The 22,263-nt window shown below is 72.8% G+C and carries 24 protein-coding genes; 20 read left to right on the top strand and 4 right to left on the bottom strand.

The features are described 5' to 3' along the window. The first annotated feature begins 20 nt into the window (after positions 1-20). The 5 genes from J4N02_RS11490 (at position 21) to J4N02_RS11470 (ending at position 6,326) form a co-directional block, all read left to right on the top strand. Positions 21-257 (top strand): ferrous iron transport protein A, encoded by a 237-nt coding sequence (locus J4N02_RS11490; protein ID WP_208090952.1) that lies wholly within the window; start codon positions 21-23, stop codon positions 255-257. Continuing rightward, positions 254-2,308 (top strand): ferrous iron transport protein B, encoded by a 2,055-nt coding sequence (gene feoB / locus J4N02_RS11485; RefSeq protein ID WP_188333064.1) that lies wholly within the window; start codon positions 254-256, stop codon positions 2,306-2,308. Before J4N02_RS11490 ends, feoB begins: the two co-directional genes overlap by 4 nt. Before the next feature lie 8 nt (positions 2,309-2,316). Beyond that, the gene (locus J4N02_RS11480) at positions 2,317-2,532 is read left to right on the top strand and encodes a helix-turn-helix domain-containing protein (RefSeq protein ID WP_188333063.1); all 216 of its coding nucleotides are present in this window, start codon (positions 2,317-2,319) and stop codon (positions 2,530-2,532) included. A gap of 11 nt (positions 2,533-2,543) precedes the next feature. Continuing rightward, positions 2,544-3,356 carry a glutamate racemase gene (gene murI, locus J4N02_RS11475; protein WP_188333062.1) on the top strand — a complete coding sequence of 271 codons (813 nt, stop codon included), beginning with the start codon at positions 2,544-2,546 and terminating at the stop codon, positions 3,354-3,356. Between the two features lie 129 nt (positions 3,357-3,485). Next, positions 3,486-6,326, top strand: a complete 2,841-nt coding sequence (locus J4N02_RS11470; RefSeq protein WP_188333061.1) for an FAD-binding and (Fe-S)-binding domain-containing protein — start codon at positions 3,486-3,488, stop codon at positions 6,324-6,326. Positions 6,327-6,412: 86 nt separating this feature from the next. Here J4N02_RS11470 and J4N02_RS11465 read toward each other — a convergent pair whose 3' ends face one another. After that, positions 6,413-7,111 carry a FadR/GntR family transcriptional regulator gene (locus J4N02_RS11465; RefSeq protein ID WP_208090950.1) on the bottom strand — a complete coding sequence of 233 codons (699 nt, stop codon included), beginning with the start codon at positions 7,109-7,111 and terminating at the stop codon, positions 6,413-6,415. Between the two features lie 191 nt (positions 7,112-7,302). Between J4N02_RS11465 and J4N02_RS11460 the strand changes: the two genes are divergently transcribed. Genes J4N02_RS11460 through J4N02_RS11435 form a run of 6 tightly spaced genes read left to right on the top strand, consistent with a single transcriptional unit; the run spans position 7,303 to position 13,164 of the window. Continuing rightward, a complete protein-coding gene (locus J4N02_RS11460; protein ID WP_188333059.1) occupies positions 7,303-8,973 on the top strand; it encodes an L-lactate permease in 1,671 nt (556 codons plus the stop codon). 17 nt (positions 8,974-8,990) lie between these two features. Then, positions 8,991-9,773, top strand: a complete 783-nt coding sequence (locus tag J4N02_RS11455) for a (Fe-S)-binding protein (protein WP_131167321.1) — start codon at positions 8,991-8,993, stop codon at positions 9,771-9,773. Beyond that, positions 9,770-11,299: a LutB/LldF family L-lactate oxidation iron-sulfur protein gene (locus J4N02_RS11450; RefSeq protein WP_188333058.1), complete on the top strand. Its 1,530-nt coding sequence runs from the start codon at positions 9,770-9,772 to the stop codon at positions 11,297-11,299. Before J4N02_RS11455 ends, J4N02_RS11450 begins: the two co-directional genes overlap by 4 nt. Continuing rightward, positions 11,296-11,949: an LUD domain-containing protein gene (locus J4N02_RS11445; RefSeq protein ID WP_188333057.1), complete on the top strand. Its 654-nt coding sequence runs from the start codon at positions 11,296-11,298 to the stop codon at positions 11,947-11,949. The genes J4N02_RS11450 and J4N02_RS11445 overlap by 4 nt, the downstream gene beginning before the upstream one ends. Before the next feature lie 34 nt (positions 11,950-11,983). Further along, positions 11,984-12,703 carry a ribonuclease PH gene (rph, locus tag J4N02_RS11440; RefSeq protein ID WP_188333056.1) on the top strand — a complete coding sequence of 240 codons (720 nt, stop codon included), beginning with the start codon at positions 11,984-11,986 and terminating at the stop codon, positions 12,701-12,703. Then, complete coding sequence (locus J4N02_RS11435; protein ID WP_188333055.1) at positions 12,700-13,164, top strand: DIP1984 family protein; 465 nt, start codon at positions 12,700-12,702, stop codon at positions 13,162-13,164. Before rph ends, J4N02_RS11435 begins: the two co-directional genes overlap by 4 nt. A gap of 216 nt (positions 13,165-13,380) precedes the next feature. Here J4N02_RS11435 and J4N02_RS11430 read toward each other — a convergent pair whose 3' ends face one another. Further along, positions 13,381-13,776, bottom strand: coding sequence for a cation diffusion facilitator family transporter (locus tag J4N02_RS11430; RefSeq protein WP_188333054.1), 396 nt, complete (start codon positions 13,774-13,776; stop codon positions 13,381-13,383). Between J4N02_RS11430 and J4N02_RS11425 the strand changes: the two genes are divergently transcribed. The 6 genes from J4N02_RS11425 to J4N02_RS11400 all read left to right on the top strand — a co-directional run bounded on the left by J4N02_RS11425 (position 13,775) and on the right by J4N02_RS11400 (position 17,687). Beyond that, positions 13,775-14,155 (top strand): metalloregulator ArsR/SmtB family transcription factor, encoded by a 381-nt coding sequence (locus J4N02_RS11425; protein WP_182817899.1) that lies wholly within the window; start codon positions 13,775-13,777, stop codon positions 14,153-14,155. The genes J4N02_RS11430 and J4N02_RS11425 overlap by 2 nt on opposite strands. Positions 14,156-14,165: 10 nt before the next feature. Beyond that, the gene (gene rdgB / locus J4N02_RS11420) at positions 14,166-14,774 is read left to right on the top strand and encodes an RdgB/HAM1 family non-canonical purine NTP pyrophosphatase (protein WP_188333053.1); all 609 of its coding nucleotides are present in this window, start codon (positions 14,166-14,168) and stop codon (positions 14,772-14,774) included. 119 nt (positions 14,775-14,893) lie between these two features. Continuing rightward, positions 14,894-15,688, top strand: coding sequence for a thymidylate synthase (locus J4N02_RS11415; protein ID WP_188333052.1), 795 nt, complete (start codon positions 14,894-14,896; stop codon positions 15,686-15,688). Next, positions 15,688-16,479, top strand: coding sequence for an alpha/beta fold hydrolase (locus J4N02_RS11410; protein ID WP_188333051.1), 792 nt, complete (start codon positions 15,688-15,690; stop codon positions 16,477-16,479). The genes J4N02_RS11415 and J4N02_RS11410 overlap by 1 nt, the downstream gene beginning before the upstream one ends. Then, a complete protein-coding gene (locus J4N02_RS11405; protein ID WP_188333050.1) occupies positions 16,476-17,159 on the top strand; it encodes a triacylglycerol lipase in 684 nt (227 codons plus the stop codon). Before J4N02_RS11410 ends, J4N02_RS11405 begins: the two co-directional genes overlap by 4 nt. Before the next feature lie 39 nt (positions 17,160-17,198). Beyond that, the gene (locus J4N02_RS11400; protein WP_188333049.1) at positions 17,199-17,687 is read left to right on the top strand and encodes a dihydrofolate reductase; all 489 of its coding nucleotides are present in this window, start codon (positions 17,199-17,201) and stop codon (positions 17,685-17,687) included. Here J4N02_RS11400 and J4N02_RS11395 read toward each other — a convergent pair. Beyond that, entirely contained in the window at positions 17,681-18,199 is a 519-nt protein-coding gene (locus J4N02_RS11395) for a mycothiol transferase (protein ID WP_188333048.1), read from the bottom strand. The genes J4N02_RS11400 and J4N02_RS11395 overlap by 7 nt on opposite strands. A 41-nt stretch (positions 18,200-18,240) precedes the next feature. On the opposite strand from J4N02_RS11395, the gene J4N02_RS11390 reads away from it, so the two are divergent. The 3 genes from J4N02_RS11390 to J4N02_RS11380 are packed head-to-tail and all read left to right on the top strand — an operon-like array spanning position 18,241 to position 20,992. After that, on the top strand, positions 18,241-19,629 hold the full coding sequence (locus J4N02_RS11390) for a DNA polymerase IV (protein ID WP_188333047.1): 1,389 nt from the start codon (positions 18,241-18,243) through the stop codon (positions 19,627-19,629). Next, positions 19,629-20,297: a pentapeptide repeat-containing protein gene (locus J4N02_RS11385; RefSeq protein WP_182817888.1), complete on the top strand. Its 669-nt coding sequence runs from the start codon at positions 19,629-19,631 to the stop codon at positions 20,295-20,297. The genes J4N02_RS11390 and J4N02_RS11385 overlap by 1 nt, the downstream gene beginning before the upstream one ends. Further along, positions 20,294-20,992 carry a DNA alkylation repair protein gene (locus J4N02_RS11380; protein ID WP_243760792.1) on the top strand — a complete coding sequence of 233 codons (699 nt, stop codon included), beginning with the start codon at positions 20,294-20,296 and terminating at the stop codon, positions 20,990-20,992. Before J4N02_RS11385 ends, J4N02_RS11380 begins: the two co-directional genes overlap by 4 nt. A gap of 23 nt (positions 20,993-21,015) precedes the next feature. On the opposite strand, the gene J4N02_RS11375 is transcribed toward J4N02_RS11380, so the two are convergent. After that, positions 21,016-22,134: a DUF3048 domain-containing protein gene (locus tag J4N02_RS11375; RefSeq protein ID WP_188333046.1), complete on the bottom strand. Its 1,119-nt coding sequence runs from the start codon at positions 22,132-22,134 to the stop codon at positions 21,016-21,018. Between the last annotated feature and the right edge of the window lie 129 nt (positions 22,135-22,263).

Raw genomic sequence — 22,263 nt, 5'->3', positions numbered from 1 at the left:
CTTAGGTTAGCCTCACCTGCGTGACAGCGACGATCACCCTCGATCGCGCCCCGCTCGGGACGCCCCTGCTCCTGACGTCCACGCACCCGGACGCCACGGTGGCACGCCGGCTCGCGTCCCTGGGCCTGCGCCGCGGCGCGCGGCTGAGCCTCGTGCAGCGCCTGGCCGCCGGCGGGCGGATCGTGTCGGTCAGCGGTGGCCGCGTGGCCGTGGACGCCGACGTGCTGTCCCGCCTCGAGGCGGAGGTGGCCGCATGAGCGAGGCCCCCGAGGTCACCCGGACCGGCGGCCGACAGCTGCCGATCTCCCCGAAGCTGCCCACCGTGCGAGCCGCCTGCCACGGCCCCGTCGGGGCCGACGCGGGCGCCGGCGCGCCGATCGTCGCCCTGGCGGGTGCGCCGAACGTCGGAAAGTCCACCCTGTTCAACGCCCTCACCGGCCTGCGCGCGACCACCGGCAACTGGCCCGGCACGACGGTCGACGTCGGCCGGGGTGCCTGGCGGTTCAAGGCCGACGACCGCGTGTGCGCGTGCGTGGAGTGCTCGGGGGAGTGCGCGGTCAACCGCGTCCACGAGTTCAGCCTCGTCGACCTGCCCGGCACCTACAGCCTCGACCCGCTCAGTCGCGACGAGGAGCTCACCCGCACCCTGCTCGTGGACGCCCCGGTCGCCGAGCGCCCCGACGCCGTGGTCGTCGTCGCCGACGCCGCCCACTTGGCCCGCTCGCTCTACCTGGTCGCCCAGCTCCGCGAGACCACCCACCGGGTCGTCGTCGCCCTCACCATGAACGACGTCGCCCGCAAGGCCAGCATCGAGGTCGACTCCTACGCGCTGGCCGAGTCGTTGGGCTGCCCGGTGGTGGTGCTCGACCCGCGTCGGCGCCAGGGCCTGGACAACCTCACCCGCGCGGTCCGCGAGGCGCTGGCCCGGCCCACGCCCTCGCCCCGGCTCACCGGCGCCGCGGCGCTCGACGACCTCTCCCGCGACGACGAGCGCTTCGCGTGGGTCGAGTCCGCCGTGCGCGCGGGCACGACCGGCAGCGGCGCCGAGCGGGTCAGCACCTCCGACCGCGTCGACCGCGTCGCCACCCACCCCGTCGCCGGACCCCTGCTGTTCCTCGCGGTGATGTGGCTGGTCTTCCAGGTCACCACCACTGTGGCCGCGCCGCTGCAGGATGCCCTGGACGGCCTGTTCTCCGGCCCCGTCTCGGACGCCGTGCGCGGCGGGCTGGCGTTCCTCGGCCTGGGCGGGTCCTGGGTCGAGGGGCTGCTCGTCGACGGCCTCGTGGCCGGCGTCGGCATGCTGCTCACCTTCGTGCCCCTGATGGCGCTCATGTTCGTGCTGCTGGCCCTGCTGGAGGACTCCGGCTACATGGCCCGCGCCGCCGTCGTGACCGACCGGCTCATGCGCACGATCGGGCTGCCCGGCAAGGCGTTCCTGCCGCTCGTGGTGGGATTCGGCTGCAACGTGCCGGCGATCGCCGCGACCCGCATCCTGGGTGACGCGCGTCAGCGCGTGCTGGTGGCGCTGCTGGTGCCGTTCACCTCCTGCACCGCCCGGCTCACCGTCTACGTGATGCTCGGTACGATCTTCTTCGAGCGCGCCGCCGGTACGGCCGTGTTCGTGATGTACCTGGCCTCGATCTTCGCGGTCGTCGGCGTCGGCCTGGTCCTGCGCCGGACCCTCTGGCGCACCATGGGCGCCGAGCCCCTCGTGATCGACCTCCCGCCCTATCAGGCCCCCACCGCGCGCCTGACCGCGGCCGTCTCCTGGACGCGCCTGCAGGGCTTCCTGCGCACGGCGTCCGGGATCATCGTCGTCACGGTGTGCGCGGTCTGGCTGCTGCAGGCGATCCCGACCAAGCCGGGCTACGGGTTCGGCGACGTGCCGGTCCAGGACTCCGCCTACGGCGTGGCCGCCCAGGCCATCGCGCCCGCGTTCGCCCCGGCCGGTTTCGGGCAGTGGCAGACGGCGTCCGCGCTCGTGGTGGGCTTCGTCGCCAAGGAGGCCGTGATCAGCTCGTGGGCCCAGACCTACGCGGTCGAGGAGCCCGAGGAGGGCGCAGCCGACCTCGGTGACTTCGGCGCCCAGGTGGCGGCGGCGTTCGAGAGCTCCTCCGGCGGCCACCCGCTGCCCGCGGTGTGGGCGTTCCTGTGGTTCCTGATGGCCTACACCCCCTGCGTGGCCACCCTCGCCGCCCAGCGCCGCGAGGTCGGCCTGAAGTGGACGGTGTTCGGCGTCGCGATCGGCCTCGTGGTGGCCTGGCTCGGCGCCGTGGCGATCTTCCAGGTCGGGCGGTTGTTCTGGTGAGCGGGCCCATGTCTGCTGTGCTGGACGCCTACCGCGCCGGAGCCGTGACCCACGCGGAGGCGTCCAGGGTCACCGGGCTGTCGCTCGACATGGTGTCGGCTGCCGTCGACCACCTCGTGCGACTGGGGCTCCTCGAACGCACTGTCGTGACGCTCGGGTGCCCCTCGGCCGGGTGCGGGTCGTGCGCGCTGGCGTGCACGGCGTCCGACCAACGGCGGGAGTAGGCTCGGCGCTCGTGAGTGGCATCGACCGGCCGATCGGCATCTTCGACTCCGGTTTCGGGGGGCTGACGGTCGCGCGCGCCGTGACCGACCAGCTGCCGAACGAGGACATCATCTACGTGGGCGACACCGCCCGCGCGCCGTACGGGCCCAAGTCGCTGCCCGAGGTGCGCGAGTACGCCCTCGAATGCCTCGACCACCTGGTCGGGCTGGGCGTGAAGGCCCTCGTCATCGCCTGCAACTCGGCGAGCTCGGCGGTGCTGCGCGACGCCCGCGAGCGCTACGACGTGCCGGTGATCGACGTGATCCTGCCGGCCGCCAAGCGCGCGGTGCGGGCCACCCGCAACGGGCGGGTCGGCGTGATCTGCACGGTCGCCACCGCCAACGCACTGAGCTACGACGACGCCCTGACCGCGGTGCCGGACGTCTCCTTGACCACGGCGCCGTGCCCGCTGTTCGTCGAGTACGTCGAGCGGGGGATCACCGGCGGCCCTGAGCTGCTCGGCATCACCCGCCAGTACGTGGCCCCGCTGCAGTTCGCCGACGTCGACACCCTCATCCTGGGCTGCACCCATTACCCGTTGCTCGCCGGCCTGATCAGCTACGTGCTGGGGGACCGCGTCACCCTGGTCAGCAGCGCCGACGAGTGCGCCCGCGAGACCTACCAGACCCTCACCGACCTCGACCTGGTGCACGACCTGCCGCGCACGGCGTCCCGGCAGTTCCTGACCACCGGCGACCCCGCCCAGTTCGAGGGGATCGGTGCCCGCCTGATGGGCGGCGACTTCGTCGCGGGCGTCCGGCAGGTCTTCACGATCGCCCGGTGACCCGCGCGGGCTTGCCCGCGCGACAGGACCCGCCCATGACGCGCACCTGGGTTGACGGGGCGGCTGACTTGGGGCCCATAATGGTCAGACCAAAACCCGCAGCGGAGCGGGTGGCGAATGGAGTTCCCCATGAGCACGGCGCTGACGACCGACCTTCGACTCCGACTGGGCGACGACCAAGTGGCCGACCGCCCCCTCGACCTGGCCAGGATGGCGCACGACGCCTCCCACTACCTGTTGCAGCCCCGCGTGGTCGTCACCGCGCGCGACGGCGGCGACGTGGCCGAGGCGGTTCGCCTCGCGGCGCGGCACGGCGTCCCCGTCACGTTCCGCTCCGGCGGCACCTCCCTGTCGGGGCAGGCCCAGACCGACGGCGTCCTCATCGACACCCGGCGCGGCTTCCGCGGCGTCGAGGTGCTGGACGCCGGAGCGCGGGTCCGCTGCCAACCGGGCGCGACCGTGCGGGCGGTCAACGCTGCCCTCGCGCCGTACGGGCGGGCGCTGGGCCCGGACCCCGCCTCAGAGGTCGCCTGCACGATCGGCGGCGTGGTGGCCAACAACTCCTCAGGCATGTCGTGTGGCACGACCGCCAACACCTACCGCACCCTTGCCGGTCTCGAGGTCGTCCTGCTGTCGGGCACCCGGATCGACACCGCTGCCCCCGACGCCGACGAGCGGCTGCGCGCCGCCGAGCCGGAGTTGTTCGAGGGCCTGCAGCGGCTGCGCGACCGCGTGCGCGGCAACCCCGACTCGGTGCGACGCATCACTCACCAGTTCGCGATGAAGAACACCATGGGCTACGGCGTGAACGCCTTCCTCGACTTCGACACCCCCGCCGACATCCTGGCCCACCTCATGGTCGGCTCCGAGGGAACGCTCGGGTTCATCTTGTCGGCGACCTTCAACACCGTGCCCAACTACGCCCACCTGGCCACCACGCTGCTGGTGTTCGACCGGATCGACCACGCCACCGCCGCCCTGCCCGGCCTGGTCGCAGCCGGCGCGGCCACCGCAGAACTCATGGACGCGGCCTCCCTGCGCGTGGCGCAGAGCCTCGCCACCGTCGTCCCGGCCCTGGTGGGGCTCGACGTGGCCGAGCACACCGCCCTGCTGGTCGAGGCCCGCGCCGAGGAGGCCGCGGAACTCGCCGGCACCGTGGCCGGCCTGTCCCGTATCGTGGCCGGCCTCGGCGGCCTCACCCCGCTCCCGAAGCCGTACGCGTTCTCCACCGACGCGATCGAGCGCGCCCAGGCGTGGGTCGTCCGCAAGGGCCTCTACACGGCGGTCGCGGGCGCACGGCCACCCGGCTCGACGGCGCTGCTCGAGGACGTGGTCGTCCCCATGCCCGCCCTCACCGGCACGGTGGGGGAGATCCAGGCCCTGTGCGGACGCCACGGCTACGACGACGCGGTGATCTTCGGCCACGCCAAGGACGCCAACCTGCACTTCATGATCAACCCCGACCTGCGCGACCCCGCGCAGGTCGAGACCTACGCCCGCTTCAGCGACGAACTGGTCGACCTCGTCCTGGCCGCCGATGGCTCGCTGAAGGCCGAGCACGGCACCGGCCGCATCATGGCCCCCTTCGTCGAGCGCCAGTTCGGCGCGGAGCTCTACCGCGTGATGCGCGAGCTCAAGGCGCTGTTCGACCCGGAGGGGGTGCTCAACCCCGGCGTCATCATCACCGAGGACGCCCAACTCCACCTGCGTGACCTCAAGCTGCCCGAGCTGGTTGACGAGGCCGTGGACCGGTGCGTCGAGTGCGGCTACTGCGAGCCCGTCTGCCCCTCGCGCGACCTCACCACCACACCGCGCCAACGCATCGCGTTGATGCGCGAGATGGCCGCCGCCGACCCCGGGCGACGCGCGGCTATCGAGGCCGACTTCGGCTACGACGCGGTCGAGACCTGCGCCGTCGACTCGCTGTGCCTGCTCAACTGTCCGGTCTCCATCGACACCGGCAAGGTCATGAAGGGCTTCCGCAAGGAGGCGCAGACGCCGGTCTCCCAGAAGGTGGCACTCACGCTGGCCAATAACTGGGCCACCACCGTGAAGGGCCTGCGTGTCGGCATGGGGGCGGCCTCGGTGATCCCGTCGCCGGTGCTCTCGGCAGTCACGGACGTCGCCCGCCGCGTGCTGCCCACCGACCTGATCCCGCGAGTCGGCGACGACCTGCCCGGCCCGGGCGCGCCGCGCCGATCACCGGAGCGCTCGGCCCCGGGCGAGGTCGTGCTGTTCGCGTCCTGCCTCAATGAGATCTTCGGCCCTGCTGACGCCCCGCCCCAGGGCTCCCGGATGGGCGCCTGGCGCGCCTTCCTGGCCCTGTGCGACCGCGCGGGGGTGGGCGTCCACGTGCCGGAGGACATCGCGGGCCTGTGCTGTGGGACGGTGTGGCGCTCCAAGGGCCTGACCGACGGGTTGGCGGCCATGGCGCAGCGCACGGCGTCGGCCCTGCTGCGCGCCACGCGCGAGGGTGAGGTGCCGGTGGTGACCGATGCGAGCTCGTGCACCCACGGGCTGCACGAGGTGGCGTCCGACCTCGAGAAGGTCGGCCTCCACGAGCTGGCGCAGCGGTTCCGCGCGGTGCGCATCGTCGACTCGGTGGCCTACGCCGCGGAACACCTGCTGCCGCACCTGACGGTGCGCAGACGCATTCCCTCGGCCGTGCTGCACCCGACCTGCTCCGACCGGCATGCGGGGGACCTGCCGCACTTGCTGGCGGTGGCGCGGGCCTGCGCCGAGGACGTGGTCGTGCCGGGGGCGGCCGGGTGCTGCGGCTTCGCCGGAGACCGGGGGATGCTGCATCCCGAGCTCACGGCGTCCGCCTCGCACCTGGAGGCCGCGGAGGTGGGGGAGCGGCGCTACGACGCGTACCTGTCCAGCAACCGCACGTGCGAGCTGGGCATGTCGCGGGCGACCGGGCGAACCTACCGCCACGCCCTGGAACTGCTCGCGGAGCTGACCGGCTAGGGGCGCCTGTCCGCAGGCGCTCACGGCGGCCGCACGCGTACGGACCGAGTCCCTCGGCGCTCAACCCCAGGGCCGCGGGTATGGCATCAGGGCATCGCCCCGTTCATCGGCAGGATCGAGTACGCGTGCCGGATGTGGTGCTCCATCAGGTCGGCGGCCGCGTCGGGGTCGCCGGCCTGGATCGCGGCGAAGATCCGGCGGTGCTGCTCGTTGAGCCCGTCGCGGAAGCCCGGCCAGTCCGCCATGCGGGCGGACGCCCTCGCGATCGGTGGCAGCAGGGCCTCGCGCACAGCCCGGGTCAGGTCGCTGATCAGGGTGTTCTCGCTGACCTCGGCGATCAGGACGTGGAAGCAGGTGTCGAGCGGGCTGAACTCCGCGATGGACTCGGCCGCCTCCATGGCCTCCACGACCTCCGCCAGTCGGGCCAGCGCGTCCGCGGTGGCGTGCGTCGAGGCGAGCGCAGCGGATCCCCGCTCCAGGGACACCCGGGCCTCGACGACGTCGTCGACCGGATACTTGCCCAGCGAGACGTGCAGCTTCAGCAGGCGGGTCAGCGCCCTGCTCTGATCGCTGGTGACGCGCGTGCCGGAGGCCGGCCCCGCACCCACGGCCGAGTCGAGGACGCCCTGGGACTCCAGCGCCCGGATGGCCTCGCGAACCGACGAGCGTCCGATGCCCAGTTGGGTGGCCAACTCCCGCTCCGGGGGCAGGATCGACCCGACCTCGTAGCGGCCGCTCAGGATGCCCTCCTCGATGTGGTCGAGGGCCAGCTCGTAGGCTTTCACCCGCCTCCCGCCTCCCTGTTGGCTCGGTTCCATTCTGCCGCAACGGCGTGGGCGCGGCACATTGGTCCGACCGTCACAATCACGGATTGATAACGGCGCGCTCCGGGGCTTGCGTCCCGCGTACTTTGTCTGTCCATACTGACGTATGGTCAGACCAATGGCGGTCGGCCGCTGAACACGCAAAGGTGCCCATGTTCCAACCCGAGATCGCCCCGCTTGGCAGCCTGTGGCTGTCCGCACTGGTGGGCTTGCTGCCGCTCCTGACCATCTTCGTCCTCCTCGGCTGGCTGCGCTGGAAGGCTCACGCCGCCGGGCTCGTCGCCCTGCTGGTCGCCCTGCTGGTGGCCATCTTCGCGTTCAAGATGCCCGCCGGGCTCGCCCTGCTCGCCGCCACCGAGGGCGCGACGTTCGGCATCTTCCCGATCACCTGGATCGTGCTGTGCGCGGTCTGGCTCTACGAGATCACCGTCGTCAGCGGCCGGTTCGAGGACCTGCGCGGCACTTTCAACCTGATCTCCGACGACCCGCGCATCCTGGCAGTCCTGATCGCCTTCTGCTTCGGCGGCCTGCTGGAGGCCCTCGCCGGCTTCGGCGCGCCCGTCGCCATCACCGGCGTCATGCTGATGGCCGTCGGCTTCCCACCGCTGCGCGCCGCTACGACCGTGCTGCTGGCCAACACAGCGCCGGTCGCGTTCGGTGCCATCGCCATCCCGATCATCACCGCCGGCAACCTGACTGGCATCGACTACCACTCCATCGGCGCCTACGTCGGTCACCAGACCCCGCTCATTGCCTGGGCCGTGCCGCTGCTGCTGGTCCTCGTGGCCGATGGCGTCCGCGGTCTGAAGGAGACTTGGCCGGTCCTGCTCGCCGTGGGCCTGTCCTTCGCCGTGCTGCAGTGGATCAGCTCGACCTGGATCTCGGTCGAGCTCACCGACGTGATCGCCTCCCTGGGTGCCCTCGCGGTCGGTGTCCTGGTGCTGCGCGTGGTCAAGCCCAAGGGCACCGAGGCCGCCAAGGAGCGCCTCTTGGCGACCCGCGAAGCCGAGACCGCCGCCGGCTACGTCTCAACCCTGGACCTGAGCCACCACGAGGCCGTGGTGCGGCGCCCGGACCGCAAGGCGATCGGCATGGCGTTGTTCCCGTACCTGCTGGTCATCGTGGTGTTCACCATCGCCAAGCTGGTGCCGGTGGCGTCCACGTTCCTGGCCTCGACCGACCTGAAGATCCAGTGGCCCGGCCTGTACGGCAACGTGCTCAACGCGGCCGGCAAGCCGAACTCCTCGACGATCTACAACTTCCAGTGGCTGAGCTCGCCGGGCACGCTGCTGCTGCTGTCGGGCATCGTGGTCGCGCTGGTCTACCGCGTGCCGATGCTGGAAGCCGCCAAGACCTTCGGGCGCATGGTGCACAAGCTGCGCTGGACCTTCCTCACCATCGCCTCGGTGCTCGCCCTGGCCTACGTGATGAACCTGTCGGGCCAGACGATCACCGTCGGCACCTGGATCGCCTCGGTTGGCCCGATCTTCGCCTTCCTCAGCCCGACGCTGGGCTGGATCGGCACCGCCGTCACCGGCTCGGACACCTCGGCCAACGCCCTGTTCGCCACCCTGCAGCAGACCGCCGCCACCAACGCGGGCATCGACCCGACGCTGCTGGTGGCCGCCAACACCTCCGGTGGTGTGGTCGGCAAGATGATCAGCCCGCAGAACCTCGCCATCGCCGCGACCGCGGTCGGCCTGGTCGGCAAGGAGTCCGACATCTTCCGCACCGCGATCCGCTGGAGCCTGGGCCTGCTGCTGGTCCTGTGCATCCTCGTCGGGCTGCAGTCCACCCCCGTCCTGAGCTGGATGCTCCCCTGAGGAAAGGAAGCCCGAACATGGCTGGCCCCACCGTCGCGCTCTTCGCCACCTGCGTGAACGACACGATGTTCCCCGGGACGCCGGACGCCGTCCGCCGCCTCCTGGAACGTCTCGGTTGCACCGTGGTCTTCCCCCGCCAGCAGACCTGCTGCGGGCAGATGTTCACCAACACCGGCTACTTCGACGAGGCTGTGCCGAGTGTGCGCACATTCGTCGAGGCATTCGACACGTTCGACTACGTGGTCGGGCCCTCCGGGTCGTGCGTCGGCGCGGTGCGCCACCAGCATCCGATGCTGGCCCGGCACGCCGGGGACGCCGGCCTGGAACGGGCGGTGGGGGAGCTGACGCCACGGGTCTATGACCTGAGCGAGTTCATCGTCGACGTGCTCGGTACCGTCGACGTGGGGGCGTGGTTCCCGCATCCGGTCACCTACCACCCGACCTGCCACTCTCTGCGGGTCGCGAAGGTGGGGGACCGGCCCCTGCGCCTGCTCCGGGCCGTCGAGGGGATCGAACTGCGTGAGCTGCCCGACGCCGAGCAGTGCTGCGGCTTCGGCGGCACGTTCTCGCTGAAGAACCCCGACGTGTCGATCGCCATGGCCACCGACAAGGCCGACCACGTGGTCTCGACCGGTGCGGAGTTCGTCGTCGCCGGCGACAACGCCTGCCTGCTCAACATCGGTGGGGTGCTCGGACGCCGCGGCGACCGGGCCCGCACCATCCACCTGGCCGACGTGCTCGTCAGCACGCGCGAACAGCCGACCACGGCATCCGCCACGACCGCGGGGAGGGCCCGATGACCACCACCAACCTCGGCATGCCGACCAGGGTGCGGCTCACCCCGGCCCCGCCCGAGGGAGCGCTCATCGACAGCCCGCCGTTCCCGCAGGCCGCGATCCGCGAGCTGGGCAAGGACACCCAGCGGGCCAACCTGCGCCACGCCACCCACACCATCCGCACGAAGCGGCAGCGCGTGGTGGCCGAGCTCGACCACTGGCAGGACCTCCGTTCGGCCGGCGAGGCCGTCAAGAACCGCGTGGCCCGCCACCTCGACACCTGGCTGGTCCAGCTCGAGGAGAACCTCACCAGGGCCGGCTCGACCGTGCACTGGGCGCGCGACGCGGAGGAGGCCAACCGCATCATCATCGATCTCATCCGGGCCACCGGCTCCGACGAGGTCGTCAAGGTCAAGTCGATGGCCACCCAGGAGATCGACCTCAACGAGGCTCTGGAGGAGGCCGGGATCGCGGCCTGGGAGACCGACCTGGCCGAACTCATCGTGCAACTGGGCCACGACCGGCCCAGCCACATCCTGGTGCCTGCCATCCACCGCAACCGCACCGAGGTGCGCGACATCTTCCTCGAGGAGATGGGCCGCTATGGCACCCCGCCCCCCGAGGGCCTCGACGACGACCCCGGACGCCTCGCCAACGCGGCCCGCACCCACCTGCGCGACAAGTTCCTGCGCGCGAGGGTTGCCGTGTCGGGGGCCAACTTCGCCGTGGCCGAGACCGGTTCGCTGGTCGTGGTGGAGTCCGAGGGCAACGGGCGGATGTGCCTGACCCTGCCGCAGACCCTGATCTCGGTGGTCGGCATCGAGAAGGTCGTGCCGACCTTCGCCGACCTGGAGGTGTTCCTGCAGTTGCTGCCGCGCAGCTCGACCGCCGAGCGGATGAACCCCTACACCACGATCTGGACCGGCCCGACCCCCGGGGACGGACCCCAGGACGTGCACGTCGTGCTCGTCGACAACGGCCGCACCCGCGCCCTGGCCGACCCCAGCGGGCGTGCCGCGCTGCGGTGCATCCGCTGCTCGGCGTGCCTCAACATCTGCCCCGTCTTCGAGAAGGTGGGCGGCCACGCCTACGGCTCGGTCTACCCCGGCCCCATCGGCGCGATCCTCAACCCGCAGCTGCGCGGGGTTGAGTCGGCGGTCGACCGGTCCCTGCCGTTCGCCTCCACCCTGTGCGGGGCGTGCGACGACGTGTGCCCGGTGAAGATCCCGATCTCCGACATTCTGGTCCAGCAGCGGCACCGCATCGTCGAGGCCAAAAAGGCCGAGGCTGGTCGCAAGCCGCACCTGGAGCCGGTCCTGATGAAGGGCGGCGGCTGGCTGATGGGCGATGCCCGACGCCTCGCCCTGATGCAGCGGGCGGCGAACGTCTTCGGCCTCGTCGGCGGCCGGGCCATCGGTCGGATCGGCAACTGGCCCGTCCCCGGGCTCTCCCGCTGGCTGCGTGCCCGCAACGTCCCGATGCCACCCACGGCGTCCTTCCGCGCCCAGTTCGACAAGACGACCGACAAGACGAGAGGTGGGCAGCGATGAGCACCGCCCGTGACGAGATCCTCGGCCGCATCCGCACCGCGCTGAGCGACGTGACCGAGGCCGACCCGGCCCGTGACGTGCCGGTCGCCTGGCAGTACGGCCGCGCCACCGACATCGCCGACGTGCTCGGCCTGTTCGTCGAGCGCGTAGAGGACTACCGCGCGATCGTCGAGCGCGTGCCCGTGGCCGACGTCCCGGAGGCCGTCGTGCGGCACCTGCGCGACACCGGCGCCTCGACCGTCGTCCTCCCCGTGGGCATCGAGGCCGCGTGGCGGACCGCCGTCGAGGCGTCCGGCCTGGAGGTGCTGTCCGACGAACCGGCCCTGTCCCACGACGAGCTCAACCGGGTGGACGCGGTGGTGACCGCCGCGGCGGTCGGGATCGCCGAGACCGGCACGTTCGTGCTCGACCACCGTCCCGACCAGGGACGCCGCGCGCTCACCCTGGTGCCTGACCGGCACGTGTGCGTGGTGCGGGCCGATCAGGTCGTCACCGATGTGCCTGAGGCCGTGGGGCGCCTGGCGGTGTCGGTCGCCGAGGGCCTGCCGCTCACCTGGGTGTCGGGCCCGAGCGCGACCAGCGACATCGAGCTCAACCGTGTGGAGGGCGTTCACGGCCCCCGGACGCTGCACGTCCTCGTCGCCGTGTGAATGTGGTGCAGATTGCGCCGGTAGGGTGTCGGCCGTGACTGAACGCTTTGATGGACGCCGCCCCGACCAGCTCCGACAGGTGCGCTTCACGCGCAACTGGCTCGACCATGCCGAAGGTTCGGTGCTCGTCGAGTTCGGCAAGACCCGCGTGCTGGTGGCGGCGTCGGTGACCGAGGGCGTGCCGCGTTGGCTCAAGGGGCAGGGCAAGGGCTGGGTGACCGCCGAGTACGAGATGCTCCCGCGCTCCACCCACACCCGGTCCGACCGCGAGTCCCGCAAGGGGAAGGTCGGCGGACGCACGCACGAGATCTCGCGCCTGATCGGCCGCGCCCTGCGCGCCGTCATCGACTACGAGGCCCTCGGCGAGAACACGATCGTGATCGACTGCGACGTGCTGCAGGCCGATGGCGGGACGCGCACGGCGTCCATCACCGGCGCCTACGTGGCGCTCGCCGACGCCGTGTCCTACCTGCGCGGGCGCGGCGCTCTCAAGGGTGAGCCGCTCAAGGGTTCGGTGGCCGCCATCAGCGTCGGCGTCGTGGACGGACTGGCCGTGCTCGACCTGCCGTACGAGGAGGACTCGGCGGCGGAGGTCGACATGAACATTGTCATGACCGGAGACGGGAAGCTCATCGAGGTGCAGGGCACCGCCGAGGGCGAGCCCTTCGACCGTGCCGTCATGGACCAGTTGCTCGACCTCGGCGCCGTCGGCTGCGCCGAGCTGACCCGCCTCCAGGCCGAGGCCCTGCGGTGAAGCTCGCCGAGGCGCTCGCCGAGCGGGCGGCCGCGCAGACCCGGCTGGCCGAGCTGCAGGGCCGCCTCGAGGCGAGCGTCCTGGTGCAGGAGGGCGACGAGCCGGCCGAGGACCCGGCCGCGCTGCTGGCCGAGGCCGACCGCGTCCTGGAGCGGCTGGAGCACCTCGTCCGGGCTATCAACGCCACGAACGCGGTGACCCCGTTCGACGCCGGCCGCACCGTGACCGACGCCATCGCCGCGCGCGACACCCTGGCCCGCCGGCAGCGGTTCCTCGCCGCGGTGGCCGGGGCGGCCGTGCCGTCGAGCCGGTTCGGACGCGCCGAGATCAAGTTCGTCCCCACCGTGGACGTGCGTTCCCTGCGCGCCGCCGCGGACGATGCTGCCCGGGCCTTCCGGGAGCTCGACACGCGCCTGCAGGGCCTGAACTGGACCACTGACCTGGTCGAGCCCCAGAGCTGACGGTCCCGGGGCCGAGGAGTCGGTACCCGCGCGACAGCGAACACGAAGCCTGTTGCCCCGAGGGCCACATCGGGGCTGCACCGCCCGACGGGCCGGGCCCTCCTCACGGGGTACGCCCAGCACGTGGCACACGGGCACCGTGCACCGTGCACACCGCACCACCACCGTGTTGGGTCGTGCGGGGAGGGTGGGTCAGGGGACCTCCCGGCCCCGGGATCAGGTCAGGTTCGCGCCGCAGGCGCTGCCCACCGGCTCCACGTGCACGCTGGCCCGGTCGAGGTGGGGGATCGACTCCACCAGCGCGCGGTGCACCGCCACCGCCACATCGTGGCCCTGCGCCACGGTGAGGGCCGGGTCGACGGCCACGTCGAGGTCGGCCTCCATGCGGTGGCCGCTCCAGCGGGCGCGGGTCCGCAGCACGGCGGCGACCCCCGGGACGCCCCCGGCGACGGCCTCGATCCGGTCCAGCGTGCCGTCCTCGACGCCGTCCATGAGGCGACGCACCGTGATCCGCAGCGAGCTGACCAGCACGCCGATGATCACCACGGCGATGAGCAGGCCGACGATGGCGTCCGCCTGCGGGAAGCCGGCCCAGGCGCCGGGTGGCGCCATGCACGAGTCCCCGCTCCTTGACGTCCCCGACGACGAGCACGCGCAGCTCGCCGCGGAGACGTTCCGGATGCTGTCGGACCCGACCCGCGTGAAGCTGCTGTGGGCCCTGCTCCAGGGCGAGGCCAGTGTCGGCGCGCTGGTCGAGCTGGTGCAGTCGACGCCCACCGCGGTCAGCCAGCACCTGTCGAAGTTGCGGCTGGCGGGCCTGGTCACCAGCCGCCGCGAGGGCACCTACATCCACTACTCGGCGACCAACGCGCACGTGCACCGGCTGCTGGCCGAGGCGCTGTCGCACGCCGAGCACACCTCGGGCCTCGTGCCCGACACCGCCGAGCACCGGTACCGGACGCCGGCCGGCCTGCCGCGCCACGATGGGTAGTGTGGCCGGCATGCCACAGCCGCTCACCACGGTCGTCCTGGCCACCCACAACGCCAAGAAGCTCGCCGAGCTGCGCCGCATCGCGGACGCCGCGGGCGCGGGCCTGCAGGTGGTCGGGCTGGACGAGGTCGGCTCCTACCCCGAGCCCGCCGAGACCGAGGCGACCTTCGAGGGCAACGCGCTGATCAAGGCGCGCGCGGCCGCGGCCGCGACCGGGCTGGCGGCGTTGGCCGACGACTCCGGGCTCGAGGTCGACGTCCTCAACGGGATGCCGGGCGTCCGCACCGCCCGCTGGGCCGGAGCCCGGGCGTCCGACGAGGAGAACCGCCGGCTCGTCCTGGCGCAGGTCGACGACGTGCCCGACCCCCTGCGGACCGCCCGCTTCGTGTGCGCGGTCGCGCTCGTGCTGCCCGACGGGACCGAGCACGTGCTCCGCGAGACGATGGAGGGGCGCCTGGCCCACGCCGAGTCGGGCACCAACGGCTTCGGCTACGACCCCATCTTCATCGCCGAGGGCAACGAGGTCACCAACGCCCACCTGGCCCCCGAGCAGAAGGACGCCATCAGCCACCGCGGCAAGGCGGTGCGCGCCATGGTGGACCACCTCCGGGGGCTGTAAGCCCGCTCCTGAGCCGGCGGATGCCCAGGGGATTCTCGGCTGGGCCCTGACAACGGTGGGGTGTCCTCGCTGGACCGTATGCTGGGGGCTCCGCCAGCCACGCCTGAGGAGCCCACCACATGCAGCAGTACCTCGACCTGCTCACCCGCATCCTTGAGTCGGGTGCGCAGAAGTCGGACCGCACGGGCACCGGGACCCTCAGCGTCTTCGGCCACCAGATGCGCTTCGACCTCGCCGAGGGGTTCCCGCTGCTGACCACGAAGAAGCTGCACACCCGCTCGATCTTCGGGGAGCTGCTGTGGTTCCTGCGGGGGGACACCAACATCGGTTGGCTGCACCAGAACGGCATCACGATCTGGGACGAGTGGGCCGACGAGAACGGTGACCTCGGCCCGGTGTACGGCTACCAGTGGCGCAGCTGGCCGGCCCCGTCGGGTGAGCGCGTCGACCAGATCGCCAACGTCATCGAGTCGATCCGGACGCGGCCCGACAGCCGCCGTCACGTGGTCACGGCGTGGAACCCCGCCGACGTCGACGACATGGCGCTGCCCCCGTGCCACATGATGTTCCAGTTCTACGTCGCCGACGGGCGGCTGAGCTGCCAGATGTACCAGCGCAGCGCCGACGTGTTCCTCGGCGTCCCGTTCAACATCGCCAGCTACGCCCTGCTGACCCACATGGTCGCCCAGGTCACCGGCCTGGAGCCCGGCGAGTTCGTGCACACCTTCGGCGACGCGCACCTGTACTCCAACCACCTCGAGCAGGCGCGCCTCCAGCTGACCCGCGAGCCGCGGGCGCTGCCGACGCTGAAGCTGAACCCCGCCGTGACCGAGATCGACCGGTTCGAGCTGGGCGACATCGAGCTGGTCGGCTACGACCCGCACCCCACGATCAAGGCACCGATCGCCGTCTGATGCGTCGATCCCGCCACGAACCCGCCTTCGGCGCGGTCGAGCACCGCTACGGACGCGGCCACAAGCGCGTCCGCGCCTGGGACGTCAGCGGCGACCCCGGCACCGACGACCTCACCTTCGTGCTCGTCCACGGGCTGGGGGTGAGTTCCGACCTGTTCCGTCCCGTCGTCGACCGGTTGCGCCACCTCGGGCGGGTCGTCGTGTTCGACCTGCCCGGCTTCGGGGGCGTCCCGCACCCGCGCGACCCGATGGACATCCCCGCGTTCGCCCGCGCGATCGCGCCCGGCCTCGACCGGCTGGGCGTGACCGAGCCGGTGCTGGTCGGGCACTCGATGGGTTCCCAGGTCGTCGTCGAGCTCGCCCGCCGCGAGCCGCACCTGCGGGGCCGGATGGTGCTCGTCGCCCCCGTGGTCTGCGTCGACCAGCGCCGCCTGTCGCGGGTGCTGTCGGGGTTCGCGCGGTCGTCGGTGCACGAGCGGTTCGGCGCCGCGTTGGTCTCGGTGCGGGGCTACCTGTCGGCCGGCCTGCGCTGGCCGCTGGAGTTGCTGCCGGCCATGGTGCGCTACCCGATCGAGGACCGGATCGCCGACCTCGGCGGGCGCCTGGTCATCGTGCGCGGCGAGCACGACCGCCTGTGTCCGCCGCAGTGGGCCGAACGCCTGCTGAACCGCAGCGGGGCCGAGGGCAGCATCATCGTCGCGGAGGGGGCGGCCCACCAGGTCGTCGTCGACAACGCCGACGAGGTCGTCGCGGCCGCCGTCGCGGCCTCGGGGCGGGGGCCCCTGCCGTGAGCCGCGTGCGGACCGTCGTGCAGGACTGGGCCCACGTGGCCCGGCGCTGGACGGCGTCCGCCCTCGACCGGACGCCCCCCGACGCCTTCGCCGACGGTGACGGCGTCCCCATCGTGCTGCTGCCCGGGATCTGGGAGTCGTGGCGCTACCTGGTCCCGCTGGCCCGCCACCTGAACGCACTCGGCCACCCCGTCAACCCGCTGCCGGGCCTCGGCTGGAACGGCCGGCCCCTCGAGGAGTCCCTCGACCGCGCCCGGGGCGGGCTGGCAGCGCTCGGACTCGAGCGACCGGTCCTGGTCGCCCACTCCAAGGGTGGGCTGATCGGCAAGACGCTGCTGGTGGACGCCCTCGCCGCCGACCCCGACCGCGCCCCCCGCGGGCTGGTCGCGGTCTGCACCCCGTTCGGTGGGTCCCGGCTGAGCTGGCGCGTCTTCACCCGGACGCCCCTGGGCCTGTTCGCGCCCACCGGCGCCGCGATCGTCGCCCTCGCCGCGGAGCGCGCCGTCAACAGCCGGATCGTGTCGGTGGCGTCGGCGTGGGACGAGATGATCCCCGACGGGTCGTTCCTCCCCGGGGCGCACAACATCACGCTCCGGCTGCCGGGCCACTTCCGGCCCGTGGCCGACCCGGGCACGGCCCGCCTGGTGCACGAGCAGGTCGAGGGCCTCGCCGCGGGCTAGGCTCGCGGCGTCGCACGGAGCAGCAGGGAAGGGGAACCCATGGCCGTCATCGCCATCGCCATCGTCGCCCGCAACGGGGTGCTCGGTGACGGGGAGGCGCAGCCGTTCGAGTTCGCCGAGGACTGGGCCCGCTACAAGCGCGTCACCCTGGGCCACCCGATGATCATGGGCCGCGCCACCCACGACGCCATCGGTCGCTGGTTGCCCGGGCGCACCACGATCGTCGTCACCCGCAACCTCGACCGCGTCGAGATCCCCGACGACCCGCGCGTCGACGCCCGCGTGGCCACCTCGGTGGAGGAGGCGCTGGCCCTCGCCCAGGAGCTCGACGACACCGTCTACGTCGCCGGCGGGGGCGAGATCTACCGCCAGGCCTGGGACTCCCTCGACGAGCTCGACCTCACCGAGGTGCACGCGGACGCCGAGGGCTCGGTCACGCTGCCCGACGTCGACCCCGCGGTCTGGGAGGAGTACCGCCGCGACCCGCGCGGCGAGTTCGACTTCGTGGGCTACCGGCGCCGTCAGTAGCCGATCGACCAGCCGTCGACGAGGCCGCGCACGTAGGCTGCCTGCCCGAGGTGGGCCACGGCGTCGTCGATGATCGAGATGAGCCGGACGCCGCGGGTGACGTGGGGCGTCCAGTTCGTGTCGACCACGTCGTCGAGGTCGGTGGCCGCGAGCGACCCCACGTACGTCGTGAGCGCGTCGGTGACGGCCGCCGCGTAGCCCAACAGCGCGTCGGGGTCGGCCACCCGCAGGGCGGCGACCTCGGCCACGCCGTCGCCGAACCCGAAGTCGCCCTCACCGCGGTCGATCCCGGTCCGGTCGGCCCAGCCGGCCGCCCACGCCTCGGCCCCGCCGTGCAGCGCGGCCAGCTGGACGTCGGCCTGCCGGGCGGCGTGCCACACCAGCCACGCGATCGAGTTGCCGCGGCCCTCGGGCATCGCGTGCAGGGAGTCGGGCGCGAGGCCGTCGAGCACCTGGCGGGCGGCGTCGAGCGGGCGGGAGGCGGCGTCGGTGAGCAGGGCGCGGTGGTCCATGCCCCGATGGTGCCACGCGCGGGGTGACAGACTGGGCGGCGATGAGATCGGCCGCCTCCATCCTGCACCTCGACCTCGACGCGTTCTTCGCCGCGGTCGAGCAGCGCGACAAGCCCTCGCTGCGCGGCAAGCCCGTCATCGTGGGCGGGATCGGACCCCGCGGGGTGGTGTCGACGGCGTCGTACGAGGCCCGGAAGTTCGGCGTGCACTCGGCCATGCCGACCCACGAGGCGCGCCGCCTGTGCCCGCACGCGGCGTTCCTCGGCGGGCGGTTCCGCGCCTACCGGGAGAGCTCGGCCATCGTCATGGGGTTGCTGCGCGAGCTGTCGCCGCTGGTCGAGCCCCTGAGCCTGGACGAGGCCTTCGTCGACCTCGCCGCGGGCCCGACGACCCACTTCTCCCCGGACGCCGTCCGCGCCCTCGCCGAGGACCTCCGCGCCCGGCTGCGGGAGGCGACGGGCGGGCTCACGGCGTCCGTCGGCATCGGCAGCAGCAAGTTCATCGCCAAGGTGGCCACCGAGCTGGGCAAGCCCGACGGGGTCTTCGTCGTCGCGCCCGGCACCGAGCTCGACACCATCGCCGACCTGCCCGCGCGTGCGATCCCCGGGGTCGGCCCGGCAACGATGGAGCGGCTGACCCGGCTGGCGGTGCGCACGGTCGCCGACATCCGCGAACTCAGCCGCAACGAGCTCGTCCGCGAGCTGGGCCGGGCCCAGGGGGAGTGGGTGCACGAGCTCGCGTTCGCCCGCGACGACCGGCCCGTGGTCGCCGAGCGCGAGGCGAAGAGCATCAGCGTCGAGGACACCTTCGAGACCGACGTCACCGACCGTGCCGAGCTCGAGGCCGTCGTCGACCGGGACGCCCGCATCGTCGCCGAGCGGCTCACCCGCTCCGGACTGTTCGCGCGCACGGTCACGCTCAAGGCCAAGCTGCCCGACTTCACCATCCTGTCCCGCTCCCAGACCCTGCACGGCGCCACCGACCGCCCCGAGGTCATCGGACGCCTCGCGCGCGGCCTGCTCGCCGGCCTGGACCTGCCCGACGGGGTCCGGCTGCTCGGCGTGGGCGTCGCGGGGTTCACCGAGGCCGCCCAGGAGGAGCTGTTCGAGCTGGAGCCATCCGGCCCGGTCGTCGAGGAGTCCAGCCGCGCGCCGGCGTCCCGACCCCGGTGGGCGCCCACCTTCAGCCCGGGCGCCGACGTGGTGCACGACGAGCACGGCCCCGGCTGGGTGTGGGGGACCGGGCTCGGGCGGGTCACCGTCCGCTTCGAGACCGCCGAGTCCGGACCGGGGCCGGTGCGCACCTTCCGGCTCGAGGACCCCGCCCTGCGCCTGGCCGACGTGCTGCCCTCCGACGGCAGCCCGGCCGACCCGTCGGGCCCCGGGTGGGCCCAGGCGGTCACCGCCCCGACCATGTCAGGAGACGACTGATGCGCTCACGCCGCACGCCCAGCACGCCGCGGGTGGCGCCCGTCCACCTTGAGGGCCTCGTGCCGGCCGACCCCGACGGGCTCGACGCGGGGGTCCTGCTCGAGGGGGTACGGCTGGCCGACGCCGACCTGCCGCCGGTGAACCTCGCCGGGGCCGAACTGGCCGAGGTGGAGGTCGCCCGGGTCAGCGCCGACGACGTCGACCTCATCGGCGCCCGGCTGCGCGAGGTGTCGCTGGCCGAGGTCCGCTTCGCGGCGCTCCGCGCGGCGCGCGCCGACTGGCGCGACTCCCAGCTGTCGGGGCGCGTCGGCCTGCTGGACGCCCACGAGGGCGAGTGGCGCTCGGTGATTCTCACCGGGTGCAAGATCGACTTCCTCTCGCTGCGTGGGGCCCGCGTCGAGGACGTGCTCGTCACCGGGTGCACGATCGGCGAACTGGACCTCACCGGGGCGACGGTGTCGCGGGTGCGCTTGGCCGACACCCGGGTGGGCACCCTCGAGGCGCACGACCTGCGCAGCGAGCACCTCGACCTGCGCGGCGCCGAGTTCGACCGCGTCGGCGGATTCGCGTCCCTGCGGGGCGCGCTGGTCACGCCCGACCAGGTCGCCCGGTGGGCGCCGGCCCTCGCCGAGGCACTCGGCCTGCGCGTGGTCGAGGACGTGTCGTGAGCGTCGACGTGTTGCTGGCGACGATCCGCTCAGCGCTGCCCGCCGTCGCCGACCCGGCCAACGCCGCGCCGATGCAGCGCTACATGAAGTCGGCGCTCCCATTCCACGGGGTGTCCATGCCGGTCCTGCGGCGCACCGTGCGTCCCCTCATTGCCGCCCATCCGCTGCCCGACCGCGCCACGTGGGAGCGGGCGGTGCGCACGCTGTACGCCGAGGCGTCCCACCGCGAGGAGCGCTACGCCGCGCTCGAGCTGGCCGGCCACCGCCTGTACCGGGCCCACCGCGACGTCGACGCCCTGCCCCTGTTCGCGTGGCTCGTCAGCGAGGGCGCCTGGTGGGACCTCGTCGACTGGACCGCCTCCCTCGTCGACGAGGTGCTGCGCACCCACCCCGCCGCGGCGCGTCCGGTGGTGCGGGAGTGGGCCACCGCCGACGACCTGTGGCTGCGCCGGGTGGCGATCATCGGCCAGCTCCGCGCCAAGGGCGACACCGACCTCGACCTGCTCGTGCACGCCCTCGACGCCAACCTCGTCGGCTCACCGTTCGGCGACGAGTTCTTCATCCGCAAGGCCGTCGGTTGGGCGCTGCGCCAGCACGCGCGCACCGACCCCGACTGGGTGCGCGCCTTCGTGGCCGCGCGCGGCGACCGCCTCTCGACGCTGTCCCGGCGCGAGGCGCTCAAGCACCTCGGCTGAGCACCCCTGGCCTGGGCCGACGGTCAGGAGACCTGCACGTCGGCGTCCGTGGCCGGCAGCTCGACGAACGTGCGCCCGGGCGCCATCGCGAGGGGAGCGCCGCTGTCCAGCGTGAACGTGAACGGCAACTCGACCGCCGCCTTGGCCCACGTGCCACGAACGACGCTGCCCGCATGCGCGTACAGGAACACCCCCGAGGCGTCGATGATGTCGTGGATCGGGTCGGGCGCGCCCGAGCCCTCGGCGAGCTTCGCCACGCGCTGGCCGGCCTTGATCACCAGCACGTTGTCGGTGGTGACCTGCTGGCCGCCGGCGAGCACGTGCGGCCCCCACGGCACCGAGCGCAGGTAGACGCCCTGCCCGGCGTCCCAGTCGTAGGTCATCGCGTACTCGCCGCGCTTCTTCCACGGCACCCGGACCCGCGTCGCCGGTGCGCCGCCGAGGGTCGACACGTCGGCGTCGGTCACCGCATAGGGCAGGTACGGCTGCGCCGGCCCTGCGGAGAACGGCTCGCGGGCCAGCTCGGCGAGCACCCGCGGGTGGCAGACGATCGCGCGGTCGTAGTAGGTCGTGCCCTTCAGCGTGCGCACCCGGGACTGGTCGACCGAGTAGGCGCCCCGCTTGCGGGCGGCCAGGTTGGTCAGCGACACGTCGAGGTGGTCGGCGAACTGGCGGGCGTAGTTGCCAACCCAGTCCGAGTGGCCGGTGCTGCCGACGACGGCGCGCATGGGTGCCAGCAGCGGCACGTCCACCGGGCGCACCGACCGCACCGGCGCCACGCGCTCGGGGAGCACCGAGTGGAACACCGGCACCAGCCGGGTCGCGCTCTCGCCGCTGGCGTCGGCGTAGCCCTCCAGCTGCACGAACACGATGTCGGCGTCGTTGAGGCCGGCCTGCGGGTGCTCGTTGCGGTTGTCGGGCACCTTGACCGCGATCGCGGCGTGGGCCGCAGCGGCGGGGTCGTCGAGCGGACGGCCCGTCAGCGGCCAGCGCGGCCCCGGCTCGGGCGTGGGCGTGGGCGTCGGCGTGGGGGTCGGGCTCGGCGTCGGGGTGGGGGAGGGCGTCGCCGGTGCGCCGGGGGCGCAGCCGGCGAGGGCGGCGCCCAGGGCACCCAGGACGAGGAGGGCGTTCCTGCGGTCCACGGGGGTTCCTTCGGTTGGGTCGAACGGATGACACCCCCATCCTCCACCCGTCGGTGAAAGCTTGTGGATCAAATCACAGAAAGCTGGGCCCGCCGCAGGTGTTGCCACGACCCGTGGTGGAATGGGCGC

The sequence above is a fragment of the Propioniciclava sp. MC1595 genome, assembly GCF_017569205.1.
Taxonomy (GTDB): domain Bacteria; phylum Actinomycetota; class Actinomycetes; order Propionibacteriales; family Propionibacteriaceae; genus Propioniciclava.
Note: the sequence above shows the minus strand (reverse complement) of the source record. Positions and strands in the feature narration are given on the sequence as shown.

Bases quoted from the DNA above. Each gene is read 5' to 3' on its own strand.
- J4N02_RS11390 (WP_188333047.1), top strand. From the start codon at position 18,241: ATGAGATCGGCCGCCTCCATCCTGCACCTCGACCTCGACGCGTTCTTC.
- J4N02_RS11395 (WP_188333048.1), bottom strand. From the start codon at position 18,199: ATGGACCACCGCGCCCTGCTCACCGACGCCGCCTCCCGCCCGCTCGAC.
- J4N02_RS11470 (WP_188333061.1), top strand. From the start codon at position 3,486: ATGAGCACGGCGCTGACGACCGACCTTCGACTCCGACTGGGCGACGAC.
- feoB (WP_188333064.1), top strand. From the start codon at position 254: ATGAGCGAGGCCCCCGAGGTCACCCGGACCGGCGGCCGACAGCTGCCG.
- J4N02_RS11425 (WP_182817899.1), top strand. From the start codon at position 13,775: ATGCACGAGTCCCCGCTCCTTGACGTCCCCGACGACGAGCACGCGCAG.
- J4N02_RS11415 (WP_188333052.1), top strand. From the start codon at position 14,894: ATGCAGCAGTACCTCGACCTGCTCACCCGCATCCTTGAGTCGGGTGCG.
- J4N02_RS11460 (WP_188333059.1), top strand. From the start codon at position 7,303: ATGTTCCAACCCGAGATCGCCCCGCTTGGCAGCCTGTGGCTGTCCGCA.
- J4N02_RS11400 (WP_188333049.1), top strand. From the start codon at position 17,199: ATGGCCGTCATCGCCATCGCCATCGTCGCCCGCAACGGGGTGCTCGGT.
- rdgB (WP_188333053.1), top strand. From the start codon at position 14,166: ATGCCACAGCCGCTCACCACGGTCGTCCTGGCCACCCACAACGCCAAG.
- J4N02_RS11410 (WP_188333051.1), top strand. From the start codon at position 15,688: ATGCGTCGATCCCGCCACGAACCCGCCTTCGGCGCGGTCGAGCACCGC.
- J4N02_RS11430 (WP_188333054.1), bottom strand. From the start codon at position 13,776: ATGGCGCCACCCGGCGCCTGGGCCGGCTTCCCGCAGGCGGACGCCATC.
- J4N02_RS11385 (WP_182817888.1), top strand. From the start codon at position 19,629: ATGCGCTCACGCCGCACGCCCAGCACGCCGCGGGTGGCGCCCGTCCAC.
- J4N02_RS11480 (WP_188333063.1), top strand. From the start codon at position 2,317: ATGTCTGCTGTGCTGGACGCCTACCGCGCCGGAGCCGTGACCCACGCG.
- J4N02_RS11445 (WP_188333057.1), top strand. From the start codon at position 11,296: ATGAGCACCGCCCGTGACGAGATCCTCGGCCGCATCCGCACCGCGCTG.
- J4N02_RS11455 (WP_131167321.1), top strand. From the start codon at position 8,991: ATGGCTGGCCCCACCGTCGCGCTCTTCGCCACCTGCGTGAACGACACG.
- J4N02_RS11450 (WP_188333058.1), top strand. From the start codon at position 9,770: ATGACCACCACCAACCTCGGCATGCCGACCAGGGTGCGGCTCACCCCG.